Raw genomic sequence first — 19,954 nt, 5'->3', positions numbered from 1 at the left:
CTGTCTCACCAGTAACGGGAGTTGACGCGTGTAACGCGGCAGCAGCTCTTGACGTGAAGCGTTGGCTGCGGATTTGCTGTGAGTGATCGGTTGATGACTGTCCACACCTTCCCCCTCGACAGAACCCAAAACGGTGCCCCCACCTCCGCCACCCCTCGGCCGCGGCCGAAAGCGCGCAGCCCACACCTTCGACGCGGCCCTCGACGACGCCGAGCTCGCCGCGGCCCGCACCGCATTGGCCCAGGGCAGGTGGCAGACGGCCCGCTCGCTGCTCGCCCGGACCGGCGACGACTGGGACCGCAGAGGGCACCGCGTCACCGTCCTCGCTCAGGAGCCGTACTGCGCCCCCTGGGTCCGTGACTGGCTGCTCGCCGAACCCGACTCCGTCGACGCCGCCGTCCTGCTCGCCCTCGCCCTGGTCCGGCGCGCCCTGCGCGGCAAGGAGAAACCGGTCCGTGCCCGCGAGTCCTGCCGCGCCGCCGCCGCGCTCGCGCCCGCCGACCCCACGCCCTGGCTCGGCCTGCTCATGCTGGAGAGCGCCCTGGGCGCCGAGGAGGAGGTGCGGCGTCTGTTCGCCGAGGTCCGCACCCGGTACGCCGACCACCACCACGCCCATCACCTGATGGTCGCCCGGCTCGCAGAGCGCCACCCCGGCGCCGGTCCCGACCCGCTCCACGAGGTCTACGACTTCGCCAACGACGCCGCTGAGCAGGCTCCCGCCGACTCCCCGCTCGCCATCCTCCCGGTCATCGCCCACACCGAGCGCTACCGCGTCCTCGGCGCGACGGGACGCGAGCCCCGGGGCGCGGACGCCTCCGGGCACTGGACGGGCCGTCGGGCCCGGCAGGTGATGCGGGCCGCCTTCGACTGGTGGCTGGAGTGGGAGCAGGAGGGCCACCCGCGCCGCCTCATCGACCTGAACTTCCTCGCCCACGCCAAGGTCTGCGAGGGCCGGAGCGCCGAGGCGGCCGCCCTGTTCCACCGCATCGGTGAGCACGCCACCCCGTCGCCCTGGTCGTACCCGGACCGCGATCCGTATCCCGCCTTCCGCGACGCCCGCGCCACCGCGCTCGGCACGTCGTGACCGCACGCCCCCGTCCGCCCCCGCAGCCACCCCCGACCTGTCCGCACACGCAGCGCCCGCCCCCGACCCGCACCCCAGCGCCGCCGACCCTGACCCGCATCCCAGTACCGCCGACCCCGACCCGCACCCCAGTACCGCCGACCCCCAGCGCCCTCGACCCCCGACCCGACAAAGGACGGTCATTGCCATGACGACGGGCAGTTCCAGTACGAGCAGAGCCACCGTGGACGGCGGCGGCATCAGTACGTTCAAGGGGCAGGACCGCGCCCTGCGCGCCGACCGGCTGGGCGCGACCGGCCTGCTGCTGTCCGTGCTCGCCGCGACGGCACCCCTCATGGTGGTCGCGGGTGTCATGCCCACGACCTTCGGAGTGATGGGCGTCCTCGGGCAGCCGCTGCTCTTCGTGATCCTCGGCCTCGTGCTCGCCCTGTTCAGCGTCGGGTACGCGGAGATGAGCCGGCACGTCCACAACGCCGGCGCCTTCTACGCGTACATCTCCCGCGGCCTCGGCGGCACCGCCGGCGCCGGGGCCGCGATGGTCGCGCTCGTCGCCTACAGCGCGCTCCAGGTCGGCATCTACGGCATCTTCGGCTTCGAGGTCTCCGGGCTGTTCGCCACTTACCTCGACACCGAGGTCGCCTGGTGGATACCGGCGCTCCTGGCCGTACTCCTCGTCGGCGCCCTCAGCTGGCTGAAGATCGACCTCAACGCGCGCGTGCTCGGCGTTCTGCTGATCATCGAGGTCGCCCTCGTGGTCATCTTCGATGTTGCCGCGCTCGCCGACCCCGGCAAGGAGGGCCTGTCACTGCACGCCTTCAACCCGGACACCCTCACCGGCGCGGGTGTAGGCACCGCCCTGTGCTTCTGCGTCGCCGCCTTCCTCGGCTTCGAGCAGGCCCCCGTCTACGCCGAGGAGACCAGCCGTCCGCACGTCCTCGTGCCCCGAGTGATGTTCCTGGCGATCGGCGGCATCGCCGTCTTCTACACGATCAGCTGCTGGGCGTACACCGTCGCCGCCGGCCCCTCGGCGATCGTCGGCACCGCGCAGGAGCAGAGCGCCGGGCTGCTGTTCTTCCTCACGGAGGACCTGCTCGGCGCCGGCTTCACCGACGTCCTGCACGTGCTGTTCGTGACCGGCATGTTCGCGGCGATGCTCAGCTTCCACAACGTCGTCGCCCGTTACGCCTTCGCCATGGGCCGCGAGGGACTGCTGCCCGCCACCTTCGGCCGCACCAGCGGCGCGAGCGGCGCCCCGGGCACGGGTTCGCTGCTGCAGACCGTGATCTCACTCGTGCTCGTCGCCGTCTTCGCGTTCACCGACGACAAGCCGGCCGGCGACCCCACCGCCCCGGTCCTGCACCTGTTCACCTGGATGGGCAGCCTCGGCGCGTTGGGTGTCGCCGCGCTGATGGCCGCCGCCTCGGTCTCGGTCATCGTCTTCTTCGTCCGCCGGGGAGCCGTCGCCGCCCAGTTCTGGCGGCTGGCCGCCTCCGCGCTCGCCGTCCTCGCGCTGGCCTTCATCGTCGTCTACACCGTCAAGGACTTCGACGTCCTGATCGGGGCGGGCCCGGGTTCGTCCCTGAGCTGGGCGCTTCCCGCCGTCATCGCCCTCGCTCTGGCCGTCGGCCTGATCCAGGGCCTGCTCCTGCGCTCCCGCGCCCCCGAGAAGCACGCCCGCATCGGGCTCGGCAACGAGGCGTTCCAGCTGGAGAAGGCGGCGACGGAGGCGTCGTAGCGGAGGACCGCTCCTGAGAATCCCGTAAGAAGTGATTACGGAACCCTGACGAGCACCCGCGATTCCTGGTCCCGCCCGGGTCGCGGGTGTTCGAATGGACAGGTGAATCCCGAACAGCCCGAAGCCTCCGAAGCGAAGGGCGAGGAGAAGGGCAAGCCCATCGGCCGCCGCGTCTTCCTCGGCACCCTCGGCCTGGGCGCCCTCGGCGTGGTCACCGCGCCGACCCTGCAACGCGGCCTGGAGTCCTTCCTCGCGGGCGCCTCCGACAAGGACCCGACCGGCCTGACGGGCCTGCTCCCCAACGGCGGCGGCTTCCGCTACTACTCGGTCGCCTCCTCCGTGCCCCACAAGAACGCGACCAGCTACCGCCTCACGGTCGACGGCCTGGTCGACCACCCCCGCACCTATACGCTCGCCGACCTGCGCGCCCTCCCGCAGACCCGGATGGTGCGCGACGTCCAGTGCGTCACCGGCTGGCGGGTCCCCGGCACACCCTTCGAAGGCGTACGCCTGTCCCGGCTGCTGGACGCCGCCGGAGTGCGCCAGGAGGCCGGGGCGGTGCGCTTCACCTGCTTCGACGGCACCTACACCGAGAGCCTCACCCTCGACCAGGCCCGCCGCGCCGACGTCCTGGTCGCCCTGCGCATGCAGGACAAGGACCTGGGCCACAGCCACGGCGGCCCGGTCCGTCTCTATGTGGCCCCCATGTACTTCTACAAGTCCGCCAAGTGGCTCTCCGGCATCACCGTCACCAAGGCCGTGAAGCCGGGCTACTGGGAGGAACGGGGCTACGACGTCGACGCCTGGGTCGGCCGCTCGAACGGACGCGACGATGAGCCTACGAGTTGACGTACCCGGCCGGTCCACCGGCGTCCGGCGCTTCAGCCGGGCCGAGCGCTGGGTGCACCGCACGACGGCCGCGCTGATGGGCGTGTGCGTGGTGACGGCGGCCTGTCTGTACGTCCCGCAGCTCGCCGAACTCGTCGGGCGCCGCGAGCTGGTGGTCCGCGTCCACGAGTGGGCCGGCCTCGCCCTGCCCGTGCCGGTGCTGGCCGGCCTCGCCTCCCGCGCGTTCCGCGCCGATCTGGGCCACCTGAACCGCTTCGGCTCGCACGACCGCGTCTGGCTGAGCGCCGCGTTCCGCCGTGACAAGCGGGCCGCGTCCCGTCCTGCGGGCAAGTTCAACGCCGGGCAGAAGATCTATGCGGCCTGGATCGCCGGGGCGACGCTGGTGATGCTGGGCACCGGTCTCATGATGTGGTTCACCCATCTCGCGCCGCTGGTGTGGCGGACCAGCGCGACGTTCGTCCACGACTGGCTGGCGCTCACCGTCGGGATCGTCCTCGCCGGGCACATCGGCATGGCGTTGGGGGATCCGGAGGCGCGACGGGGGATGCGGACGGGGTCAGTCAGCCGGGAGTGGGCTGAACGGGAGCATTCGCTGTGGAGACGGTAGAAGGAACGAGGAACGCCGAGGAGAGTGCCGCGAGGGGATGACGGGCGTCTGCGGGTGCGTTGTGGCTGGTCGCGCCCACGCGGCGGTAGCCGCATGTCGATGACGGTCCCGTGCCCCTTTGGGGCGTCGACGAGCCGCAGCTCAATTCGCCAGGGGCGCTCGGAGCCGGGTCAGGGTCCGGGTCCTGCACGATGTCCGGCGTGGCGACGGTGAAGGCGGCCGGCATGCGGAGCTCGACGCCGGCATGCCGGACGGTCACGTCGGCCGGGCCAGGCTCCAGCACCGGAACGACGACGGACAGCACCAGACGGTCGGCCGACTCCGACTTCAGGACCGGCACCCCGGGTACCTGCTGCCCCCCGATGGTCACGCTCACGTCCGGCAGCGGTTCGGCGTGGTCGAAGTAGGTGTCGGCGAGCTCGATCCCGACCACCTCACCGGGCCGCGCCTCGCCGTCACCGCCGGTGTCCACCCCGGTGATCCGGTAGCCGCACGCCGGGGGAGTACCGCTCGCCGAGGGCTTCAGCCGCACGATGCCGCCGGGATGGCGCCGATGGAAATCGAGCAGAGAGCCCAGGACGGCGTACGCGGCACGGCCCTTGCACGTGTCCGCCTTGTCCGCCTGAGCGGCATGGTCCCGAACCGCCTGCCCCCAACTGCCGCCCTGGCCCTGCACGGCCAGGCAGGCGGAGGCCAGCCCGCGCAGCAGGGTCCACTCCGCGTCGGCCGCCGTCCGAGGGATCACCTCCAGCGCTTTCCGGCACTCGGTGGGGGAGCGGAGCAGGTCGTACACGCTCGCCGGGTCCGGCGTGCCGTCGACGTCCGGTGAGTCGGGGCCGGGCGGGAGCCAGACGGGGGCTTCGAGGAGCTTCTCGCTCATGGAGGGGCTGGGGGAGGAGGGGCTCGGGCTCTCGCTCACCGTTTCGCCCTGGGAGGCGCGGGGCGTGCCGGTGGCCGCGGGCACTTCGAAGTGGCCGGCCGGCGACTGCCGTACCGGAGGAGGGGAACTGCCGGGCAGACCGGTCGGCGGCTTCCGCGTGCCGTCGGAGGGCTCGGCGGTGACGATCGTGCCCCCACCGCCCCTGCCGTCCGCAGTGACACCCCCGTCACCCGTGAAGGCCGCGGCGGTGACCGCCACCGCCCCTGCAACGAGCAGCCCCGAGATACGCATCCCGAGGGAAACCGCCATGACGCCCCCCGATGTTCTCCCCCGACAGCTGCGGCAGCCGCCAAGGATCACCTCATCATCAGGCCGAGGGCGCCCTCGGGGAAGTGGCTTCATGCGATCGTCAGGGTGAGTTCAGGCACTCAGAAACGGCGACCCCGAGAAGCGGCATCCCGGCGAACCCCGGCCGAACCCCGGCTTGTTCAGCCCCCGAAGTCCAGCAGCACCTTGCACGACCGGCTCCGGTCCGCGGCGAGCGCGAACGCCGACTCGGCCTCCCGCACCGGCACCACCGCGCTGACCAGCCCATCGAACGAGGCCTCGGCGGCGAGCAGTTCCAGTGCCGCGTCGAACTCCCCGTCGAAGCGGAACGCCCCCCGCAGCTCGATCTCCCGGCTCACGACGAGGTTCCCCGCGAACGGACTCAGCCCCGGCGGCAGCATCCCGAGCTGCACCACGGCACCTGCGCGCCGCACCAGTCGCAGACACGCGTCCAGCCCCGCGGCGACCCCCGATGCCTCGATCGCCACGTCCACCTCGGACGGCCACCCGGCATCGCCCGGATCATCGGCCCGTACGAGGCTGTCGGCGCCGGCGATCCGCGCGTACTCAAGCGCAGTCGGCAGCAGGTCCGTCACCGTCACGTGCGCCGCCCCGGCCGCCTTCGCCGCCGCGACCACCAGACACCCGATGGGCCCGGCACCGGTGACGAGGACATGCCTCCCGGCCACCTCTCCGGCCCGCCGCACCGCGTGCAGCGCGACGGACAGCGGCTCGGCGAGCGCCGCCCGCCGCAGGCCGAGCCCGGCCGGGAGCGGCCTCAACTGGTCTGCGGGCACGACCACTTGGGCCGCGAACCCGCCCTGCACATGCGGGAAGCGTGCCGCGCTGCCGAGGTAGCGGGTGTCCCGGCAGACGTTGCGCCGCCCGTCCGCGCACTCGGGGCAGGCCGAGCAGGGAGTGGCCGGGTGGACCGCGACGGTCGTACCGGCGACCGGCCCCGATGCCCCGTCGCCGTACGAGACGACCGTCCCGACCACCTCGTGGCCGAGCACCATCGGCTCCTTGAGCCGGAAGTCGCCGACCCCACCGTGCCGCCAGTAGTGCAGGTCGGAGCCGCAGACCCCGCCGTACCGCACGGCCACCAGCGCCTGCCCCGGTCCGGGAACCGGCACGGGCAGCTCCTCGACCCGCAGGTCGTCCTGCCCGTGGATCACACAACCGAGCATCCCCGAAGCCTCCTTCACAGCACGCTCGTCATGCCGCCGTCGACGTACAGCACCTGGCCGCTGACGAAGTCCGCGGCGCCGGAGGCGAGGAACAGCACCCCGCCCACCAGGTCCTCGGTGCGCCCCCAGCGCCCGGCCGGGGTGCGTCGCCGCACCCATGCGCTGAACTCCTCGTCCTCGACGAGGGGTTGGGTGAGCTCGGTCTCGATGTAGCCGGGGCCGAGGCCGTTGACCTGGACGCCGTGCGGGCCCCAGTCCGCGCACATGCCCTTGGTGAGCATCTTCAGCGCGCCCTTGGTGGCGGCGTAGGGGGCGATGCCGGGGCGGGCCACCTCGCTCTGCAGCGAGCAGATGTTGACGATCTTTCCGTGGCCGCGTTCCGTCATCCGCCGGGCGACCTCCCGGCCGACCAGGAACGCGCTGGTGAGGTTGGTGTTCAGGATCCGGTGCCAGTCGGAGTCCGTGAACTCCAGCAAGGGCGCGCGCAGTTGCATGCCCGCGTTGTTGACCAGGATGTCGAGCGGGCCCACCCGCTCCTCGACATCCGCGATCCCGGCGGCCACCGACGGACCGTCGGTCACGTCGAACACGGCCGTGTGGACGTCGCCCGGCAGTTCCCCGGCGGCCTTGGCGAGGCGCTCGCCGTCCCGTCCGTTGAGGACCACCGTGCAGCCGGCCTCCGCCAGACCGCGGGCGAGCGCGAGGCCGATGCCCCGGCTGGAGCCGGTGACCAGGGCCGTGCGGCCGCCGATGTCGAAGAGGGGGTGAGCCGTCATCGTCGTACTCCTGAAGAAGGCGCCAGGAAAAGGCGCTAGATGACCAGGGACAACAGCAGGACCACACCACCGGCGACGACCGAGATGATCGTCTCCATGACGGACCAGGTCTTGATGGTCTGTCCGACGTTCAGCCCGAAGTACTCCTTCACCAGCCAGAAACCGGCGTCGTTGACATGGCTGAAGAAGAGCGAGCCGGCGCCGATCGCCAGGACCAGCAGGGCCGCGTGGGTCGTCGACATGTCGGCCGCGAGCGGGGCGACCAGACCGGCCGCCGAGACCGTCGCCACCGTCGCCGAACCCGTCGCGAGGCGGATGGCCACCGCGATCAGCCAGGCCAGCAGCAGGGCCGGGATCGACCAGTCCTCGGAGATGTCCAGGACCATCTGGCCCACACCGGTGTCGATCAGCGTCTGCTTGAAGCCGCCGCCCGCGCCGACGATGAGCAGGATGCCCGCGATGGGTGCGAGGCCCTTCTCGACCAGCGGCGAGAGGCGCTCCTTGCCGAACCCGGCGGGCGCGAGCAGCGTGAAGATGCCCAGGAGCACGGCGGCGAGCAGCGCGATCATCGGGGAGCCGACGACGTCGAAGACGCGCTGGACGGTGTTGGCCGGGTCGTCGATCACGATGTCGACCAGTGCCTTGGAGAGCATCAGGACGACCGGGAGGAGGATCGTGATCAGCGTGGGGCCGAAGCCGGGGAGCTTGCGCTTGCCCAGTTCATCGGATTCCTCGGAGGGACGCTGCGCGGGGGTCTGGGGGGAACCCCCAGTTGAAGGCAGCATCCGGTCCGGGGCCGGGACGTCCACCCAGCGGGCGGCGTAGCGCGAGAACAGCGGACCGGCGATGATCACCGTGGGTATGGCGACGAGGACGCCGAGCGCCAGCGTGACACCCAGGTCGGCGCCGACCGCGTCGATCGCGACCAGCGGGCCGGGGTGCGGCGGAACCAGGCCGTGCATCACGGACAGGCCGGCCAGGGCGGGGATGCCGATGCGCATCAGCGAGTAGTTGCCGCGCTTGGCGACCATCAGCACGACCGGGATCAGCAGCACGACCCCGACCTCGAAGAACAGCGGCAGGCCGATCACCGAGGCGATCAGCACCATCGCCCACGGCATCGAACGGCCGCCCGCCTTGGCGAGGATCGTGTCGACGATCTGGTCGGCGCCACCGGAGTCGGCGAGCATCTTGCCGAGGATCGCGCCCAGGGCGATCAGTACGCCGACGCCGGCGACCGTGGTGCCGAGGCCGGTGGTGAAGCTGGCGATGGCCTTGTCGAGCGGTGCCCCGGCGATAGCGCCGAGCACGAGCGTTCCGAGGGTCAGCGACAGGAACGCGTGGAGCTTGAACTTGGTGATGAGCAGGACGATGACGGCGATGCCCGCCAGGACGGCGATGCCCAGCTGAGCGTGGCCGGCCGAGGTGATGGGCTCGACGGTGTCCGCTGCCAGCATCTCAACGCTGAGTCTGGTCACGGGGGTTCCCTTGCAGGTACGGGGATGGGGGACGCGTGGGGGGGGGGGTGTTACCGGCGCCTGCCGGTGGGTGCTACCGGTGTTGCCGGTGTCAGTCGGGAAGTTCGTCCAGCGCCGTGGCGGCTCGCTCGGTGATCTCCTCGGGGCTGCCGGCGACGTCCACGGCCACTCCGGCCTCGTCGGCCTGGAGCGGCTGGAGCGTGGCGAACTGGGAGTCGAGCAGCGCGGTCGGCATGAAGTGCCCCTGCCGATGCGCCATCCGGTCCTCGATGACCTCCCGGTCGCCCGTGAGGTGCACGAACACCACCCCGGGCGCGGCGGCCCTGAGCCGGTCACGGTACGACCGCTTCAGTGCCGAGCAGCTGACCACCCCGCCGAGCCCGGCCCTCCCGTGCGCCCAGGCCCCGATGGCGTCCAGCCACGGCCACCTGTCCGCGTCGTCGAGCGGGGTACCGGCCGACATCTTGGCGATGTTGGCCTCCGGGTGGAAGTCGTCGCCCTCGGCATACGGGACGCCGAGCCGGGCGGCGAGCAGAGGACCGATCGTGGTCTTGCCCGTGCCGGCGACGCCCATCACCACGACGACGTGGGGGGTACGCATCACTGCCTCGCTGTCTTCCTCGACATCCGACGTCGACATCCGACGTCGGCCACACTGAAACCCATTAGGTACGACGAATTCAAGAGCCTGTGACGAATAAGTCTGACTTTTTGATCCCGTGATCTGCCCCGTACGCTGAGTGCATGAGCACACCGGGCCGGGGGCTGCACGGCCATGTACTGGAAACCCTCGGCCCCGCGATCGCCGCGGGCGAGTACCCGCCGGGCAGTGTCCTGCGCACGGACGAGCTGGCCCAGCGCTTCGACGTGTCGCGCTCGGTGATGCGGGAGGCGGTCCGCGTCCTGGAGTCCATGCACCTGGTGGAGTCCCGCCGCCGCGTCGGCGTGACGGTCCTTCCCAAGCCCGAGTGGAACGTCTACGACCCGCAGGTCATCCGCTGGCGCCTGGCCGGCGCCGACCGCCCCCAGCAGCTGCGCTCACTCACCGTCCTGCGCTCGGCGATCGAGCCGGTCGCGGCGGGCCTGGCGGCCAAGTACGCCACCGCCGACCAGTGCGCCGAACTCACCGAGTGCGCCCTCGGCATGGTCGCCCACTCACGAGGCCATCAGCTGGAGGGCTACCTCATCCACGACGTCGCCTTCCACCGAGTCATCCTCAACGCCTCCGGCAACGAGATGTTCGCCCGCCTGGGCGACGTCGTCGCCGAGGTCCTCGCGGGCCGCACCCACCACGAGGTCATGTTCGAGGACCCCGACCCGGCCGCGGTCACCCTGCACGTCCAGGTCGCGGAGGCGGTCCGCGGGGGCGACGCGGTCAGGGCGGAACACCTGACCCGCGAGATCACGGTCGGCGCCCTCCAGGAGCTGGACATCCTGGCGCCGTGACCGAAGAGGGCGGGGCGGGCGGCGGCGGCCGCCCGGTCAGTCCAGGAACTCCCCGTCCACATACACCCAGGCCCCGTCGACCCGCTCGAACCGGCTCCGCTCATGCAGCGAACCGCCCCGGAACGAGGCCCGGAAGGTCACCGTCCCCGTGGCATGGAACGCGGACCCGTCGCTCGTGGCGAGGATCTCCAGCCCGGTCCACCGCGTCCCGGCATCGAGGTCCAGCCGCGCCGGCCGCGTCCGCGGATGCCAGGTCCGCAGCAGGTACGCCGCATCGCCCTTGACGAACGCGCTGTACCTCGACCGCATGAGCGCCTCGGCGGTCGGTGCGGCAGCGGCAGCGCTGTGATACCGGCCGCAGCAGTCGTCGTACGCCTTGGGCAGCCCGCACGGGCAGGAACGCGTCGTCATGCCCGCCATTGTGCTAGGTCGTGTCCGCGAAGTCCCGCCTGCCCCGCGACGCCTGGCACGCTCCCCCACTGCCTTGATGGCGTGGGAGGTGCCCCCACTCGCCGCACCGCGCGAAAGCCCACGTACAACCAGTACGAGGGCTTGCGCGCGGCACGCCGAGAGCACGCACCAGACGCCGCAGGGCCCGCCCTTCGGGCGGACGACGGGACTTTCACAACACCCCCTGGCCCGCCGCCCGCGTCTGCGCCCCGGGCAGCGGCGGCAGGGCCGCCCCGTACACCCACGTCTCGAACAGCTCGTCCACCGGCTCGGTCGCGAAGCGGGCCACGTGCGAGGCGAGGGCGGCCGTCGTCACCGTGCCGCCCCGGTGCAGCTGCCCCCAGGCGCGCAGCATGCGGAAGAAGGCGATGTCGCCCAGCGCGCAGCGCACCGCGTGCAGAGTGAGCCCGCCGCGTTCGTAGAGCCGGTCGTCGAACATCCACTTCCGCCCAGGATCCGCCAGCCGCAGATCCTGCGGCAGCGTCGACAGCAACCGGTGCGCGGCAGCGGCGAGCTGCTGCGCCGTACGCCCACCCGACCGCTCCGACCACAGCCACTCCGCGTACTTCGCGAACCCCTCGTTCAGCCAGATGTGCCGCCAGTCCGCGATGGACACGCTGTTGCCGAACCACTGATGCGCCAGCTCGTGCGCGACCAGCCGCTCCGAACCCCGCGCCCCGTCCACATGGTTGGCGCCGAACAGCGACAACCCCTGTGCCTCGACGGGGACATCGAGCTCCTCCTCCGTCACCACGACCGCGTACTCGTCGAAGGGGTACGGCCCGAACAGATCCTGGAACATCTCCATCATCTGCGGCTGACGCGCGAAGTCCCGGGAGAACTCCGGCAGCAGATGCGCCGGGATGTGCCCGTGCTGCGGTACCCCGCCCAGACCCGGGTCGCCCAGCAGCACCGTCTGGTACTTGCCGATCGACAGCCCGACCAGATAGCTGGACGTCGGCGCCGACTGCTCGTACACCCAGGTGGTCGTGGACGCCTTCGTCGTACGGGGCAGCAGGCGCCCGCCCGCCACCACCGCGTACGCCGACGGCGTGGTGATCGAGATCTGGTACGACGCCTTGTCGGCGGGCCGGTCGTTGCACGGGTACCACGACGGCGCCCCGATCGGCTGGCTCGCCACCAGCGCCCCGTCCTCCAGCTCCTCCCAGCCCAGCCCGCCCCAGGGGCTGTTCACCGGCTTAGGGTTGCCCGACCAGTGCACCTCGACCGTGAAGGCGGCCCCGGCGCGGACCGGCTTGGCGGGGCGCACGCGCAGCCGTCCGCCGCGGTGCGTGTAGTGCGGCTGCCGTCCGTCGACCCGGACCCGCCCGATCCTGAAGTCGGCCAGGTTCAGCACGAACTCCGTGAGCGGCGCCCGTCCCGCGATGGCGTTGATCCGGGCCGTCCCCGAGAGCCGGTTCGGGCCCGGGCGGTAGTCCAGCGCGAGCTCGTACCGGTGCACCCGGTACCGAGGATCACCGTGCTCCGGGAAGTACGGGTCCGCGCCTGCCGTCTGCTGAACTGCCACTGCTGTCTGTGCTCCCTGCGCCGTACTGCTGCCACTTGGTGCCGGCCCACCGACTCCTGTCCGATCTGCCTTCGGCATGCCCCATCGGCGGGCGACTCCGGGTCGGCCGCGCTCAGGGACGCCATGCCTCGATCGGATTGCCGAGCCAACGGGTGTCGTCGGGGACGGACTCCGCGGCCATGACGAGCGACGCGGGACCCAGCGTCGTACGGGCCCCGATCGCGCTGCCGGGCAGGACGATCCCGCCAGGACCCAGCGTCGCGCCCTCACGGAGGACCACAGTATCCGTCCGCAAGATCCGGTCGTGGAAGAGGTGCGTCTGCAGCACACAGCCCCGGTTCACCGTGGCCGCGTCCTCAAGCGTCACCAGATCGGTCTCCGGCAGCCAGTAGCTCTCCACCCAGACGCCCTTGCCGATCCGCGCGCCGAGCCCGCGCAGCCACGCCGTCATCACCGGCGTACCCGGCACCGAACCCGCCAGCCACGGCACGGCCAGCACCTCCACGAAGGTGTCCGCCAGCTCGTTGCGCCACACGAAGGAGGACCACAGCGGATGCTCACCGCTGTGATGCCGCCCCACGAGCAGCCACTTCGCGACGATGGACACGAGCCCCGCCACGGCCCCGGCGCCGAGCAGCACCAGCCCCGACAGCAGCGGCGCCCACACCCCCAGCGCACACAGCGCGGCCACCGTCAGCACCGCCAGCCACGCCGAGCAGAACACCGGCACGATCCGGCACAGCTCCACCAGCCCACGCGCCCACAGCAGCCGGGCCGGCGGTTCGTATGTCCGGCTCTGGTCGCCGTCGGCGGCGGCACGCGGCAGCTTCACCGGCGGCAGCCCCAGGTACGAGGTGCCCTTCTTGGCCTTCTTCGGCGTCGCCGACAGCACGCCGACCAGCCCGCCCTCCGGCACGGTCCGCCCGGGGGCGGTCATCCCCGAGTTCCCGAGGAAGGCCCGCCGCCCGATCTCCGCCCGCCCGATCCGCATCCAGCCGCCACCGAGCTCGTACGGCGCGGTCAGCGTGTCGTCGGCCAGGAACGCGCCCTCGCCGACCGTGGTCAGACTGGGCAGCGCCAGCACGGTCGACACCTCGGCGCCCCGCCCGATCCGCATCCCGAGCAGCCGCAGCCACACCGGCGTGACCAGCCCCGCGTACAGCGGGAACAGCGTCTCGCGCGAGCGGTCCATCAGCTGCGTGACGGTCCAGGCCTGCCAGCCGACGCGGCTGTGCGTCGGATGCGTGCCCTCGCGCAGCCCGAGACTCAGCAGCCGTACGGCGATCAGGAGCAGCACGGCGTACGCCAGCCCGAAGGCGAGCGTCGCCGGTACCAGGGCCAGCGCGGCGCCCGTCAGGGGCGCGTCCGGCGTGAAGAACACCCGGGCCACGAGGAACGCGGCCCCGCCCGCCACCACGGGCAGCGCGGTCAGCGCGAAGCCGGTGAGGCCGTACATCACACGCCAGTACGTCCCGCGCCGCGGCCGGTCCTTGGGCCAGTTGCGCTTGGCCTTGCCCAGCTTGACCGCGGGCGCGCCCGCCCACCGCTGACCGGTGGGAACCTGGCCGGTGACCGCCGAGCCGGGCGCCACCTCGGCCCGTTTGCCCACCCGGGCACCGGGGAAGAGCATGCTGCGCGTGCCGACGACAGCATGCGCGCCCACCTTCACCGCGCCGATCTCCAGCCGGTCCCCGTCCAGCCACCACCCGGACAGATCCACCTCGGACTCGACGGCCGCACCCCGCCCCAGCTTCAGCAGCCCGGTGACCGGCGGCAGCGAGTGCAGGTCGACGTCGGGCCCGACCTTGGCGCCCAGCGCCCGCGCGTACCGCTCCAGCCACGCCCCGGTCAGCGAGGTCGCCCCGCTGAACTCGGCCAGCCGCTCGGCGGCCCACAGCCGCAGATGCACACCGCCACCGCGCGCGTACCGCCCGGGCTTCACGTCCCGGAGCAGCAGCCGCGCACCCCCGGCGGCCAGCGCCAGCCGTCCCGGCGGACTGAACAGGACGACCGCTCCGACCGCCACGAGCCACCAAGGGGCCGTCGGCAGCCACGCGTAGGCGGGCAGCAGATTCCCGAGCGCGGCCAGCGCGACCGTCCAGCGCAGCCCGAGCAGCGTGAACAGCGGAACGAGCAGCAGAAGTTGGATCACCTGCGCGCGCCTGGGCACCGGGGTGATCGTGCGTCGGGCCCCGTCGTCCTGCCTGGACTCCTCAAGGCGCCGGGCCAACTTCCGCAGCACCGGCTGCTGGTAGATGTCGAGAACGGCCGCGCTCGGATAGCGCGTACGCAGCCGTGTCGTCAGCTGCGCTGCGGCCAGACTGCTGCCGCCGATCGCGAAGAAGTCGTCAAAGGCGCCGGAGACCGGGATACCGAGTACCTCGGCCCACTGCTCGGCCAGCCAGGCCTCGGTGCCGTAGAGCTGCTCGGCCGGACCGCCGGTTTCGAGCCCCTCCAGCGGCCAGGGCAGCGCGCCCCGGTCCACCTTGCCCGAGGTCCGGGTCGGCAGCTCCTCGACCGGCGCGAGCAACGGCACGAGCGCGGCGGGCAGTTCGGCCCGCAGCTTCTGCACCGCGGCCGCGTGATCCCAGCCGTCCTGGGTGACGACGTACCCGACGAGCAGCTGATTACCGCTGCGAGCGGTCCGCACGGCGGCAGCCGCACCGGCCACCCCCGGCAGCGCCTGCAACGCGGCATCCACCTCACCGAGCTCGATCCGTCGCCCGCCGAGCTTGATCTGCTCGTCGGCCCGCCCGAGGAAGACCAGCCCCTCTGGCTCCGCCTTGACGAGGTCACCGCTGCGGTACGCCCGCTCCCAGCCCAGCGACTGAAGCGGCGCGTACTTCTCCGCGTCCTTCTCGGCGTCGAGATACCGGGCCAGCCCGACCCCGCCGATCACCAGCTGCCCGCAGGCGCCCATCGGCACGGGCTCCCCGGCCTCGTCGACGACGGCCAGCTCCCAGCCGTCCAGCGGCAGCCCGATCCGGATCGGCTCCTCCCCGCTCATCAGCGAGGCACAGGCCACGACGGTCGCCTCGGTCGGCCCGTACGTGTTCCACACCTCGCGCCCCTCGGTCACCAGCCGCTGCGCCAGCTCGGGCGGACAGGCCTCGCCACCGAAGATCAGCAGGCGTACGTCGCTCAGGGCCTCGGGCTCCCAGAGCGCGGCCAGCGTCGGCACCGTCGACACGACGGTGATCTCCTGCTCGACCAGCCAGGGCCCGAGATCGGCACCGCTCCTGACCTGCGAGCGCGGCACCGGCACCAGACAGGCCCCGTACCGCCAGGCCAGCCACATCTCCTCGCAGGACGCGTCGAAGGCGACCGACAGGCCCGCCATGACCCGGTCCCCGGGCGCGATCGGCTCCTCGGTGAGGAACAGCGCTGCCTCGGCGTCCACGAACGCGGCGGCGCTGCGGTGAGAGACGGCGACACCCTTCGGCTTCCCGGTCGAGCCGGAGGTGAAGATGATCCACGCGTCGTGCTCGACACCCGGACGGGCGGCCGCAACCTCGCTCCGCGAGTGGACGGTCAGCTCGTGCCCCGCCCCCACCACGGCCCGTACGTCCGCCTCCCCGAACACCAACTCGGCCCGCTCGTCCGGGTCCTCGGCGTCCACGGGGACGTAGGCGGCACCGGCCGCGAGCACGGCGAGGATCGCGACGTAGAGGTCATTGGTCCCGGACGGCACCCGCACGCCCACCCGGTCACCGAGCCCGACCCCGGCGGCCGCGAGGCGACGCCGCAGCCGCTGCACCTCGACGGCCAGGGCGCGGTAGGTGAGGCTGGTCGTGCCGTCGTCCAGGGCCGGCTCGTCCGGATACGACCGTACGGACGCCTCGAAAACGTCGACGAGAGTGCGCGGGGAGGCCGCCGGGCCCCCGGAGAAACGTGCCGTGTCACCGAACCGCTGCTGGATCTCCGCGCTGAGCCGTGTACCGATCTCTTCGCCGAGCAGGCCGAGAGCGTTGCTCTCCTGTATGGCTGCCATCCGGTCCTCGCGTCTCGATCCCGGAAGCCTCCGGGGCGCTGGCGGGCCCGCAGGTCTGCCTGGGGTTGTCCGGCTCCAGCTCCGTAACAAGCCGGAAATTTTAGTACGACGCTAGGTTCGGGCACTTCGATACGCCACTCGGAGCAGCCGTTCGGGGCGGCGGGGCGGCGGCGGAACAGGTGCTGACCTGGTGATCTTCGACCGAACGAGACTTCCCCCACACAACGGCCGAGGGCCGTGACCTCGTGGTCACGGCCCTCGCCATTTCGCGTGTCCGAGGGGGGACTTGAACCCCCACGCCCGATAAAGGGCACTAGCACCTCAAGCTAGCGCGTCTGCCATTCCGCCACCCGGACAAGGTGTCTGTCGTGCGGGGTTTCCCCCGCGGCGACAGAGGAAACATTACCAGGCTTTCGAGGGGGGCCGATCACCCCCTGTCGTGGCGTGAACGGCGTGTGACGGGTCGCGGCCGGTCTTGGGCGCAGCCGGAGGGAGGGGGAGGATGAGGGGGACCACCAGCAGCAACAGTGCGGGAGGAAGCAGCGTGAGCGAGACGGACACGGCCAGGGGCGTCACCGGCGAGGACGAGGTCGTGGACCTCTGCCGCGAGCTGATCCAGATCGACACCAGCAACTACGGCGACCACTCGGGTCCCGGTGAGCGCAAGGCGGCCGAGTACGTGGCCGAGAAACTCGCCGAGGTGGGCCTCGAGCCGAAGATCTTCGAGTCGCACCCCGGGCGCGCCTCCACGGTGGCCCGCATCGAGGGCGAGGACCCCTCCAGGCCCGCACTGCTCATCCACGGCCACACCGACGTCGTACCGGCCAACGCGGACGACTGGACCCACCACCCCTTCTCCGGTGAGGTCGCGGACGGGTGCGTGTGGGGGCGCGGGGCCGTCGACATGAAGGACATGGACGCGATGACCCTGGCGGTCGTGCGCGACCGGCTGCGCAGCGGGCGCAGGCCGCCCCGCGACATCGTGCTCGCCTTCCTCGCCGACGAGGAGGCGGGCGGCAAGTTCGGCGCCAAGTTCCTCGTCGACAAGCACCCGGACCTCTTCGAGGGCGTCACCGAGGCGATCAGCGAGGTGGGCGGGTTCTCGTTCACGGTGAGCGAGCAGCGGCGGCTCTATCTGATCCAGACGGCCGAGAAGGGCATGCACTGGATGAAGCTGACCGTGGCCGGCACCGCCGGGCACGGCTCGATGATCCACCGGGACAACGCCATCACCGAGCTGTCGGAGGCGGTCGCCCGCCTCGGCCGACACAAGTTCCCGGTGCGGGTCACCAAGACCACCCGGGCCTTCCTCGACGAGCTCGGCGACGCCCTCGGCACCGAGCTGGACCCGGAGAACATGGAGGGCACCCTCGCCAAGCTCGGCGGCATCGCCAAGCTCATCGGCGCGACCCTCAGCAACACGGCCAACCCCACCCAGCTCGGCGCCGGCTACAAGGTCAACGTCATCCCCGGCGAGGCCACCGCGCACGTCGACGGCCGGTTCCTGCCCGGGTTCGAGGAGGAGTTCCTCGCCGACCTCGACAAGATCCTCGGGCCCAAGGTCAAGCGCGAGGACGTGCACGCCGACAAGGCCGTCGAGACGAGCTTCGACGGGGCGCTCGTGGACGCCATGCAGTCCGCGCTGGTCGCCGAGGACCCGGCCGCGAGGGCCGTCCCCTACATGCTCTCCGGCGGCACCGACGCCAAGTCCTTCGACGACCTGGGCATCCGGGGCTTCGGCTTCGCGCCGCTGAAGCTGCCGCCGGAGCTGGACTTCGCCGGCATGTTCCACGGTGTCGACGAGCGGGTACCGGTGGACGGGCTGAAGTTCGGGGTCCGGGTGCTCGACCGGTTCATCGATGCGTCCTGAATTGGGCCACTGAAACGACACTTCAGTATTCGGCCAGGCGTACGGGATATGGCTGAGGGGAGTGAACACGCTCATCAGGTCGTAGCCCTATTAGTTCCTCCTCGTTACAGGTGATGCGATCAGCTACTTGTGATCGCATTGCCAACAAGGAGGAATAATGATCAAGAAGGTCGTCGCCGCTGCGGCTGCCACTGGTGGCCTGGTTCTCGCGGGCGCGGGCCTCGCCGTCGCCGACGCTGGTGCTCAGGGTGCCGCCGTGCACTCCCCGGGCATCCTGTCTGGCAATGTTGTTCAGGCGCCGGTTCACGTCCCCGTGAACGTCTGCGGCAACACGATCTCGGTGATCGGGCTGCTGAACCCCGCCTTCGGCAACACCTGCATCAACAAGTGACGTTGTGCCTCGCCCCGTGAATTGACAGGGGCTGAGCCCGTCGGCCCCGGAGCGCGTGCCATGCGCTCCGGGGCCGACCGGCCTTTTCGGAACGTCGGTCGAATTTCCGACGTCGTCCTTTCGGAACAAGGTCGAAGGCAGGTATTCAGCAAATGCGACAGGTCACCCGCAAGGGCCTGATGACCGTGGCGGCCGCGACCGGCGTCATCGCCGCCGCGGGCGGCGCCGCCCACGCAACCGGCTCGGGTGCGAACGGCACCAGCACGAACTCGCCCGGCGTGCTGTCGGGCAACACGGTGCAGGCGCCGGTGCACGTGCCGGTCAACGTGTGCGGCAACACGGTCAACGTCGTCGGACTGCTCAACCCGGCGAGCGGCAACAGCTGCAGCAACCAGGGCGGCGGCGCGTCCGCCGGTCACGGGGACTCCGGTGGCGGCTCAGGGGCGTCGACGGGTGGGCACGCCAGTGACTCGCCCGGCGTCGGCTCCGGCAACCACGTCGAGGCGCCGATCGATGTGCCGGTCAACGTGTGCGGCAACAGCGTCGACGTCATCGGCATCGGCAACTCCGTCGAGGGCAACGACTGCACCAACGGAGGCGCCGGCTCCGGCCACACCCCGCCGGGCGGCGGCCACGAGACCCCGCCCGGGTCGCCGGAGCAGCCGGGCAACCCCGGTAACCCCGGCAACCCCGGTAACCCCGAGCAGCCGGGCAACCCCGGCACCCCGGGGAACCCCGGCAACCCCGGGAGCCCGCAGAACCCGGGCGAGCCCACCCACCCCGGCACCCCGAGCACGCCGCCCAGCACGGGCGGCGAGACGCCGGGCGGTGGCTCCTCGCACGGGAACCAGCCGGGCGCCCAGTCCGTCACCCAGCCCCAGGGTGAGGCCGAGCTCGCCCACACCGGCAGCGACCTGCCGATGGGCCTCGTCCTGCCGGTCGGCGCGGGGGCGCTGCTCGCGGGCTCGGTGCTGTACCGCAAGGCACGGGCCTCTGCGTAGGCCGTAGCCGTACGGCACGAGTAGTCCGCGGCCGTCCGGCGTGAACGGAGCGGGCCCCGCCGTGGCGGGGCCCGCTCCGTAGTTGTTTCTCCTGCTGTCCCCGTCTCGCTGTCGTTCTGTCGCCTCAGCTCACCACGTGGCCCGCACCTGGCGGATGATCCGGCGGCGCAGCCGCACCCTGCGGCTGCCGTCGCGCAGCAGGCTCAGGCGGTCCAACTCCCAGTGTCCGTACTCGGCATGGTCCGTCAGCAGGCGTGTGGCGTCCTTGCGGGAGACCCCGCGCGGTACGTACACGTCGACAAATTCGTATTCCGGCATCGCATCTATTGTGCGGGCTGGGGCCCGGTACGGATA

General features: G+C 71.6%; 17 protein-coding genes and 1 tRNA gene. 8 read left to right on the top strand and 10 right to left on the bottom strand.

Annotated elements, in window-relative coordinates; genetic code table 11:
• Nucleotides 1-133: 133 nt before the first annotated feature.
• The 4 genes from AB5J49_RS09940 to AB5J49_RS09925 all read left to right on the top strand — a co-directional run bounded on the left by AB5J49_RS09940 (nt 134) and on the right by AB5J49_RS09925 (nt 4,275).
• The gene (locus tag AB5J49_RS09940) at nt 134-1,084 is read left to right on the top strand and encodes a hypothetical protein (protein WP_369168169.1); all 951 of its coding nucleotides are present in this window, start codon (nt 134-136) and stop codon (nt 1,082-1,084) included.
• Nucleotides 1,085-1,271: 187 nt separating this feature from the next.
• Nucleotides 1,272-2,819 carry an APC family permease gene (locus AB5J49_RS09935; RefSeq protein ID WP_369168168.1) on the top strand — a complete coding sequence of 516 codons (1,548 nt, stop codon included), beginning with the start codon at nt 1,272-1,274 and terminating at the stop codon, nt 2,817-2,819.
• Between the two features lie 102 nt (nt 2,820-2,921).
• Nucleotides 2,922-3,668 (top strand): molybdopterin-dependent oxidoreductase, encoded by a 747-nt coding sequence (locus AB5J49_RS09930; RefSeq protein ID WP_369168167.1) that lies wholly within the window; start codon nt 2,922-2,924, stop codon nt 3,666-3,668.
• A complete protein-coding gene (locus tag AB5J49_RS09925; RefSeq protein WP_369168166.1) occupies nt 3,652-4,275 on the top strand; it encodes a cytochrome b/b6 domain-containing protein in 624 nt (207 codons plus the stop codon). Before AB5J49_RS09930 ends, AB5J49_RS09925 begins: the two co-directional genes overlap by 17 nt.
• Here AB5J49_RS09925 and AB5J49_RS09920 read toward each other — a convergent pair.
• The 5 genes from AB5J49_RS09920 to AB5J49_RS09900 all read right to left on the bottom strand — a co-directional run bounded on the left by AB5J49_RS09920 (nt 4,229) and on the right by AB5J49_RS09900 (nt 9,524).
• Nucleotides 4,229-5,464 carry a hypothetical protein gene (locus AB5J49_RS09920; RefSeq protein WP_369168165.1) on the bottom strand — a complete coding sequence of 412 codons (1,236 nt, stop codon included), beginning with the start codon at nt 5,462-5,464 and terminating at the stop codon, nt 4,229-4,231. The genes AB5J49_RS09925 and AB5J49_RS09920 overlap by 47 nt on opposite strands.
• A gap of 179 nt (nt 5,465-5,643) precedes the next feature.
• Entirely contained in the window at nt 5,644-6,669 is a 1,026-nt protein-coding gene (locus AB5J49_RS09915) for an L-idonate 5-dehydrogenase (RefSeq protein WP_369168164.1), read from the bottom strand.
• Between the two features lie 14 nt (nt 6,670-6,683).
• Entirely contained in the window at nt 6,684-7,445 is a 762-nt protein-coding gene (locus AB5J49_RS09910; protein ID WP_369168163.1) for an SDR family oxidoreductase, read from the bottom strand.
• Nucleotides 7,446-7,480: 35 nt separating this feature from the next.
• A complete protein-coding gene (locus tag AB5J49_RS09905; protein WP_369168162.1) occupies nt 7,481-8,923 on the bottom strand; it encodes a GntP family permease in 1,443 nt (480 codons plus the stop codon).
• Nucleotides 8,924-9,014: 91 nt separating this feature from the next.
• On the bottom strand, nt 9,015-9,524 hold the full coding sequence (locus AB5J49_RS09900; protein ID WP_369168161.1) for a gluconokinase: 510 nt from the start codon (nt 9,522-9,524) through the stop codon (nt 9,015-9,017).
• A 143-nt stretch (nt 9,525-9,667) separates the two neighbouring features.
• Here AB5J49_RS09900 and AB5J49_RS09895 point away from each other — a divergent pair, with 143 nt between their 5' ends.
• On the top strand, nt 9,668-10,369 hold the full coding sequence (locus AB5J49_RS09895; RefSeq protein ID WP_369168160.1) for a FadR/GntR family transcriptional regulator: 702 nt from the start codon (nt 9,668-9,670) through the stop codon (nt 10,367-10,369).
• A 36-nt stretch (nt 10,370-10,405) separates the two neighbouring features.
• Here AB5J49_RS09895 and AB5J49_RS09890 read toward each other — a convergent pair whose 3' ends face one another.
• From AB5J49_RS09890 to AB5J49_RS09875, 4 genes are all read right to left on the bottom strand, one after another.
• Entirely contained in the window at nt 10,406-10,780 is a 375-nt protein-coding gene (locus tag AB5J49_RS09890) for a YchJ family protein (RefSeq protein WP_369168159.1), read from the bottom strand.
• Between the two features lie 211 nt (nt 10,781-10,991).
• Complete coding sequence (locus AB5J49_RS09885) at nt 10,992-12,347, bottom strand: M1 family metallopeptidase (protein ID WP_369168158.1); 1,356 nt, start codon at nt 12,345-12,347, stop codon at nt 10,992-10,994.
• Between the two features lie 112 nt (nt 12,348-12,459).
• Nucleotides 12,460-16,338, bottom strand: a complete 3,879-nt coding sequence (locus AB5J49_RS09880; protein WP_369168157.1) for a Pls/PosA family non-ribosomal peptide synthetase — start codon at nt 16,336-16,338, stop codon at nt 12,460-12,462.
• 271 nt (nt 16,339-16,609) lie between these two features.
• Nucleotides 16,610-16,694, bottom strand: a tRNA-Leu gene (locus AB5J49_RS09875).
• 188 nt (nt 16,695-16,882) lie between these two features.
• Between AB5J49_RS09875 and AB5J49_RS09870 the strand changes: the two genes are divergently transcribed.
• The 3 genes from AB5J49_RS09870 (at nt 16,883) to AB5J49_RS09860 (ending at nt 19,600) form a co-directional block, all read left to right on the top strand.
• Nucleotides 16,883-18,208: a M20/M25/M40 family metallo-hydrolase gene (locus AB5J49_RS09870; RefSeq protein ID WP_369168156.1), complete on the top strand. Its 1,326-nt coding sequence runs from the start codon at nt 16,883-16,885 to the stop codon at nt 18,206-18,208.
• 157 nt (nt 18,209-18,365) lie between these two features.
• Nucleotides 18,366-18,599: a chaplin ChpH gene (gene chpH / locus AB5J49_RS09865; RefSeq protein ID WP_128428002.1), complete on the top strand. Its 234-nt coding sequence runs from the start codon at nt 18,366-18,368 to the stop codon at nt 18,597-18,599.
• Between the two features lie 152 nt (nt 18,600-18,751).
• On the top strand, nt 18,752-19,600 hold the full coding sequence (locus tag AB5J49_RS09860; RefSeq protein ID WP_369168155.1) for a chaplin family protein: 849 nt from the start codon (nt 18,752-18,754) through the stop codon (nt 19,598-19,600).
• Nucleotides 19,601-19,729: 129 nt separating this feature from the next.
• On the opposite strand, the gene AB5J49_RS09855 is transcribed toward AB5J49_RS09860, so the two are convergent.
• Nucleotides 19,730-19,918, bottom strand: coding sequence for a DUF5703 family protein (locus AB5J49_RS09855; protein ID WP_005485166.1), 189 nt, complete (start codon nt 19,916-19,918; stop codon nt 19,730-19,732).
• Nucleotides 19,919-19,954: the final 36 nt, after the last annotated feature.

This window comes from Streptomyces sp. R28, assembly GCF_041052385.1.
Classification (GTDB): domain Bacteria; phylum Actinomycetota; class Actinomycetes; order Streptomycetales; family Streptomycetaceae; genus Streptomyces.
The sequence above is the reverse complement of the archived record's forward strand: the minus strand, read 5'-3'. Positions and strand labels throughout refer to the sequence as shown.

What these genes read in the sequence shown, in the direction of transcription:
- AB5J49_RS09935 (WP_369168168.1), top strand. Translation starts at nt 1,272, where the DNA reads ATGACGACGGGCAGTTCCAGTACGAGCAGAGCCACCGTGGACGGCGGC.
- AB5J49_RS09925 (WP_369168166.1), top strand. Translation starts at nt 3,652, where the DNA reads ATGAGCCTACGAGTTGACGTACCCGGCCGGTCCACCGGCGTCCGGCGC.
- AB5J49_RS09920 (WP_369168165.1), bottom strand. Translation starts at nt 5,464, where the DNA reads ATGGCGGTTTCCCTCGGGATGCGTATCTCGGGGCTGCTCGTTGCAGGG.
- AB5J49_RS09915 (WP_369168164.1), bottom strand. Translation starts at nt 6,669, where the DNA reads ATGCTCGGTTGTGTGATCCACGGGCAGGACGACCTGCGGGTCGAGGAG.
- AB5J49_RS09910 (WP_369168163.1), bottom strand. Translation starts at nt 7,445, where the DNA reads ATGACGGCTCACCCCCTCTTCGACATCGGCGGCCGCACGGCCCTGGTC.
- AB5J49_RS09900 (WP_369168161.1), bottom strand. Translation starts at nt 9,524, where the DNA reads ATGCGTACCCCCCACGTCGTCGTGGTGATGGGCGTCGCCGGCACGGGC.
- AB5J49_RS09895 (WP_369168160.1), top strand. Translation starts at nt 9,668, where the DNA reads ATGAGCACACCGGGCCGGGGGCTGCACGGCCATGTACTGGAAACCCTC.
- AB5J49_RS09890 (WP_369168159.1), bottom strand. Translation starts at nt 10,780, where the DNA reads ATGACGACGCGTTCCTGCCCGTGCGGGCTGCCCAAGGCGTACGACGAC.
- AB5J49_RS09880 (WP_369168157.1), bottom strand. Translation starts at nt 16,338, where the DNA reads ATGGCAGCCATACAGGAGAGCAACGCTCTCGGCCTGCTCGGCGAAGAG.
- chpH (WP_128428002.1), top strand. Translation starts at nt 18,366, where the DNA reads ATGATCAAGAAGGTCGTCGCCGCTGCGGCTGCCACTGGTGGCCTGGTT.
- AB5J49_RS09860 (WP_369168155.1), top strand. Translation starts at nt 18,752, where the DNA reads ATGCGACAGGTCACCCGCAAGGGCCTGATGACCGTGGCGGCCGCGACC.
- AB5J49_RS09855 (WP_005485166.1), bottom strand. Translation starts at nt 19,918, where the DNA reads ATGCCGGAATACGAATTTGTCGACGTGTACGTACCGCGCGGGGTCTCC.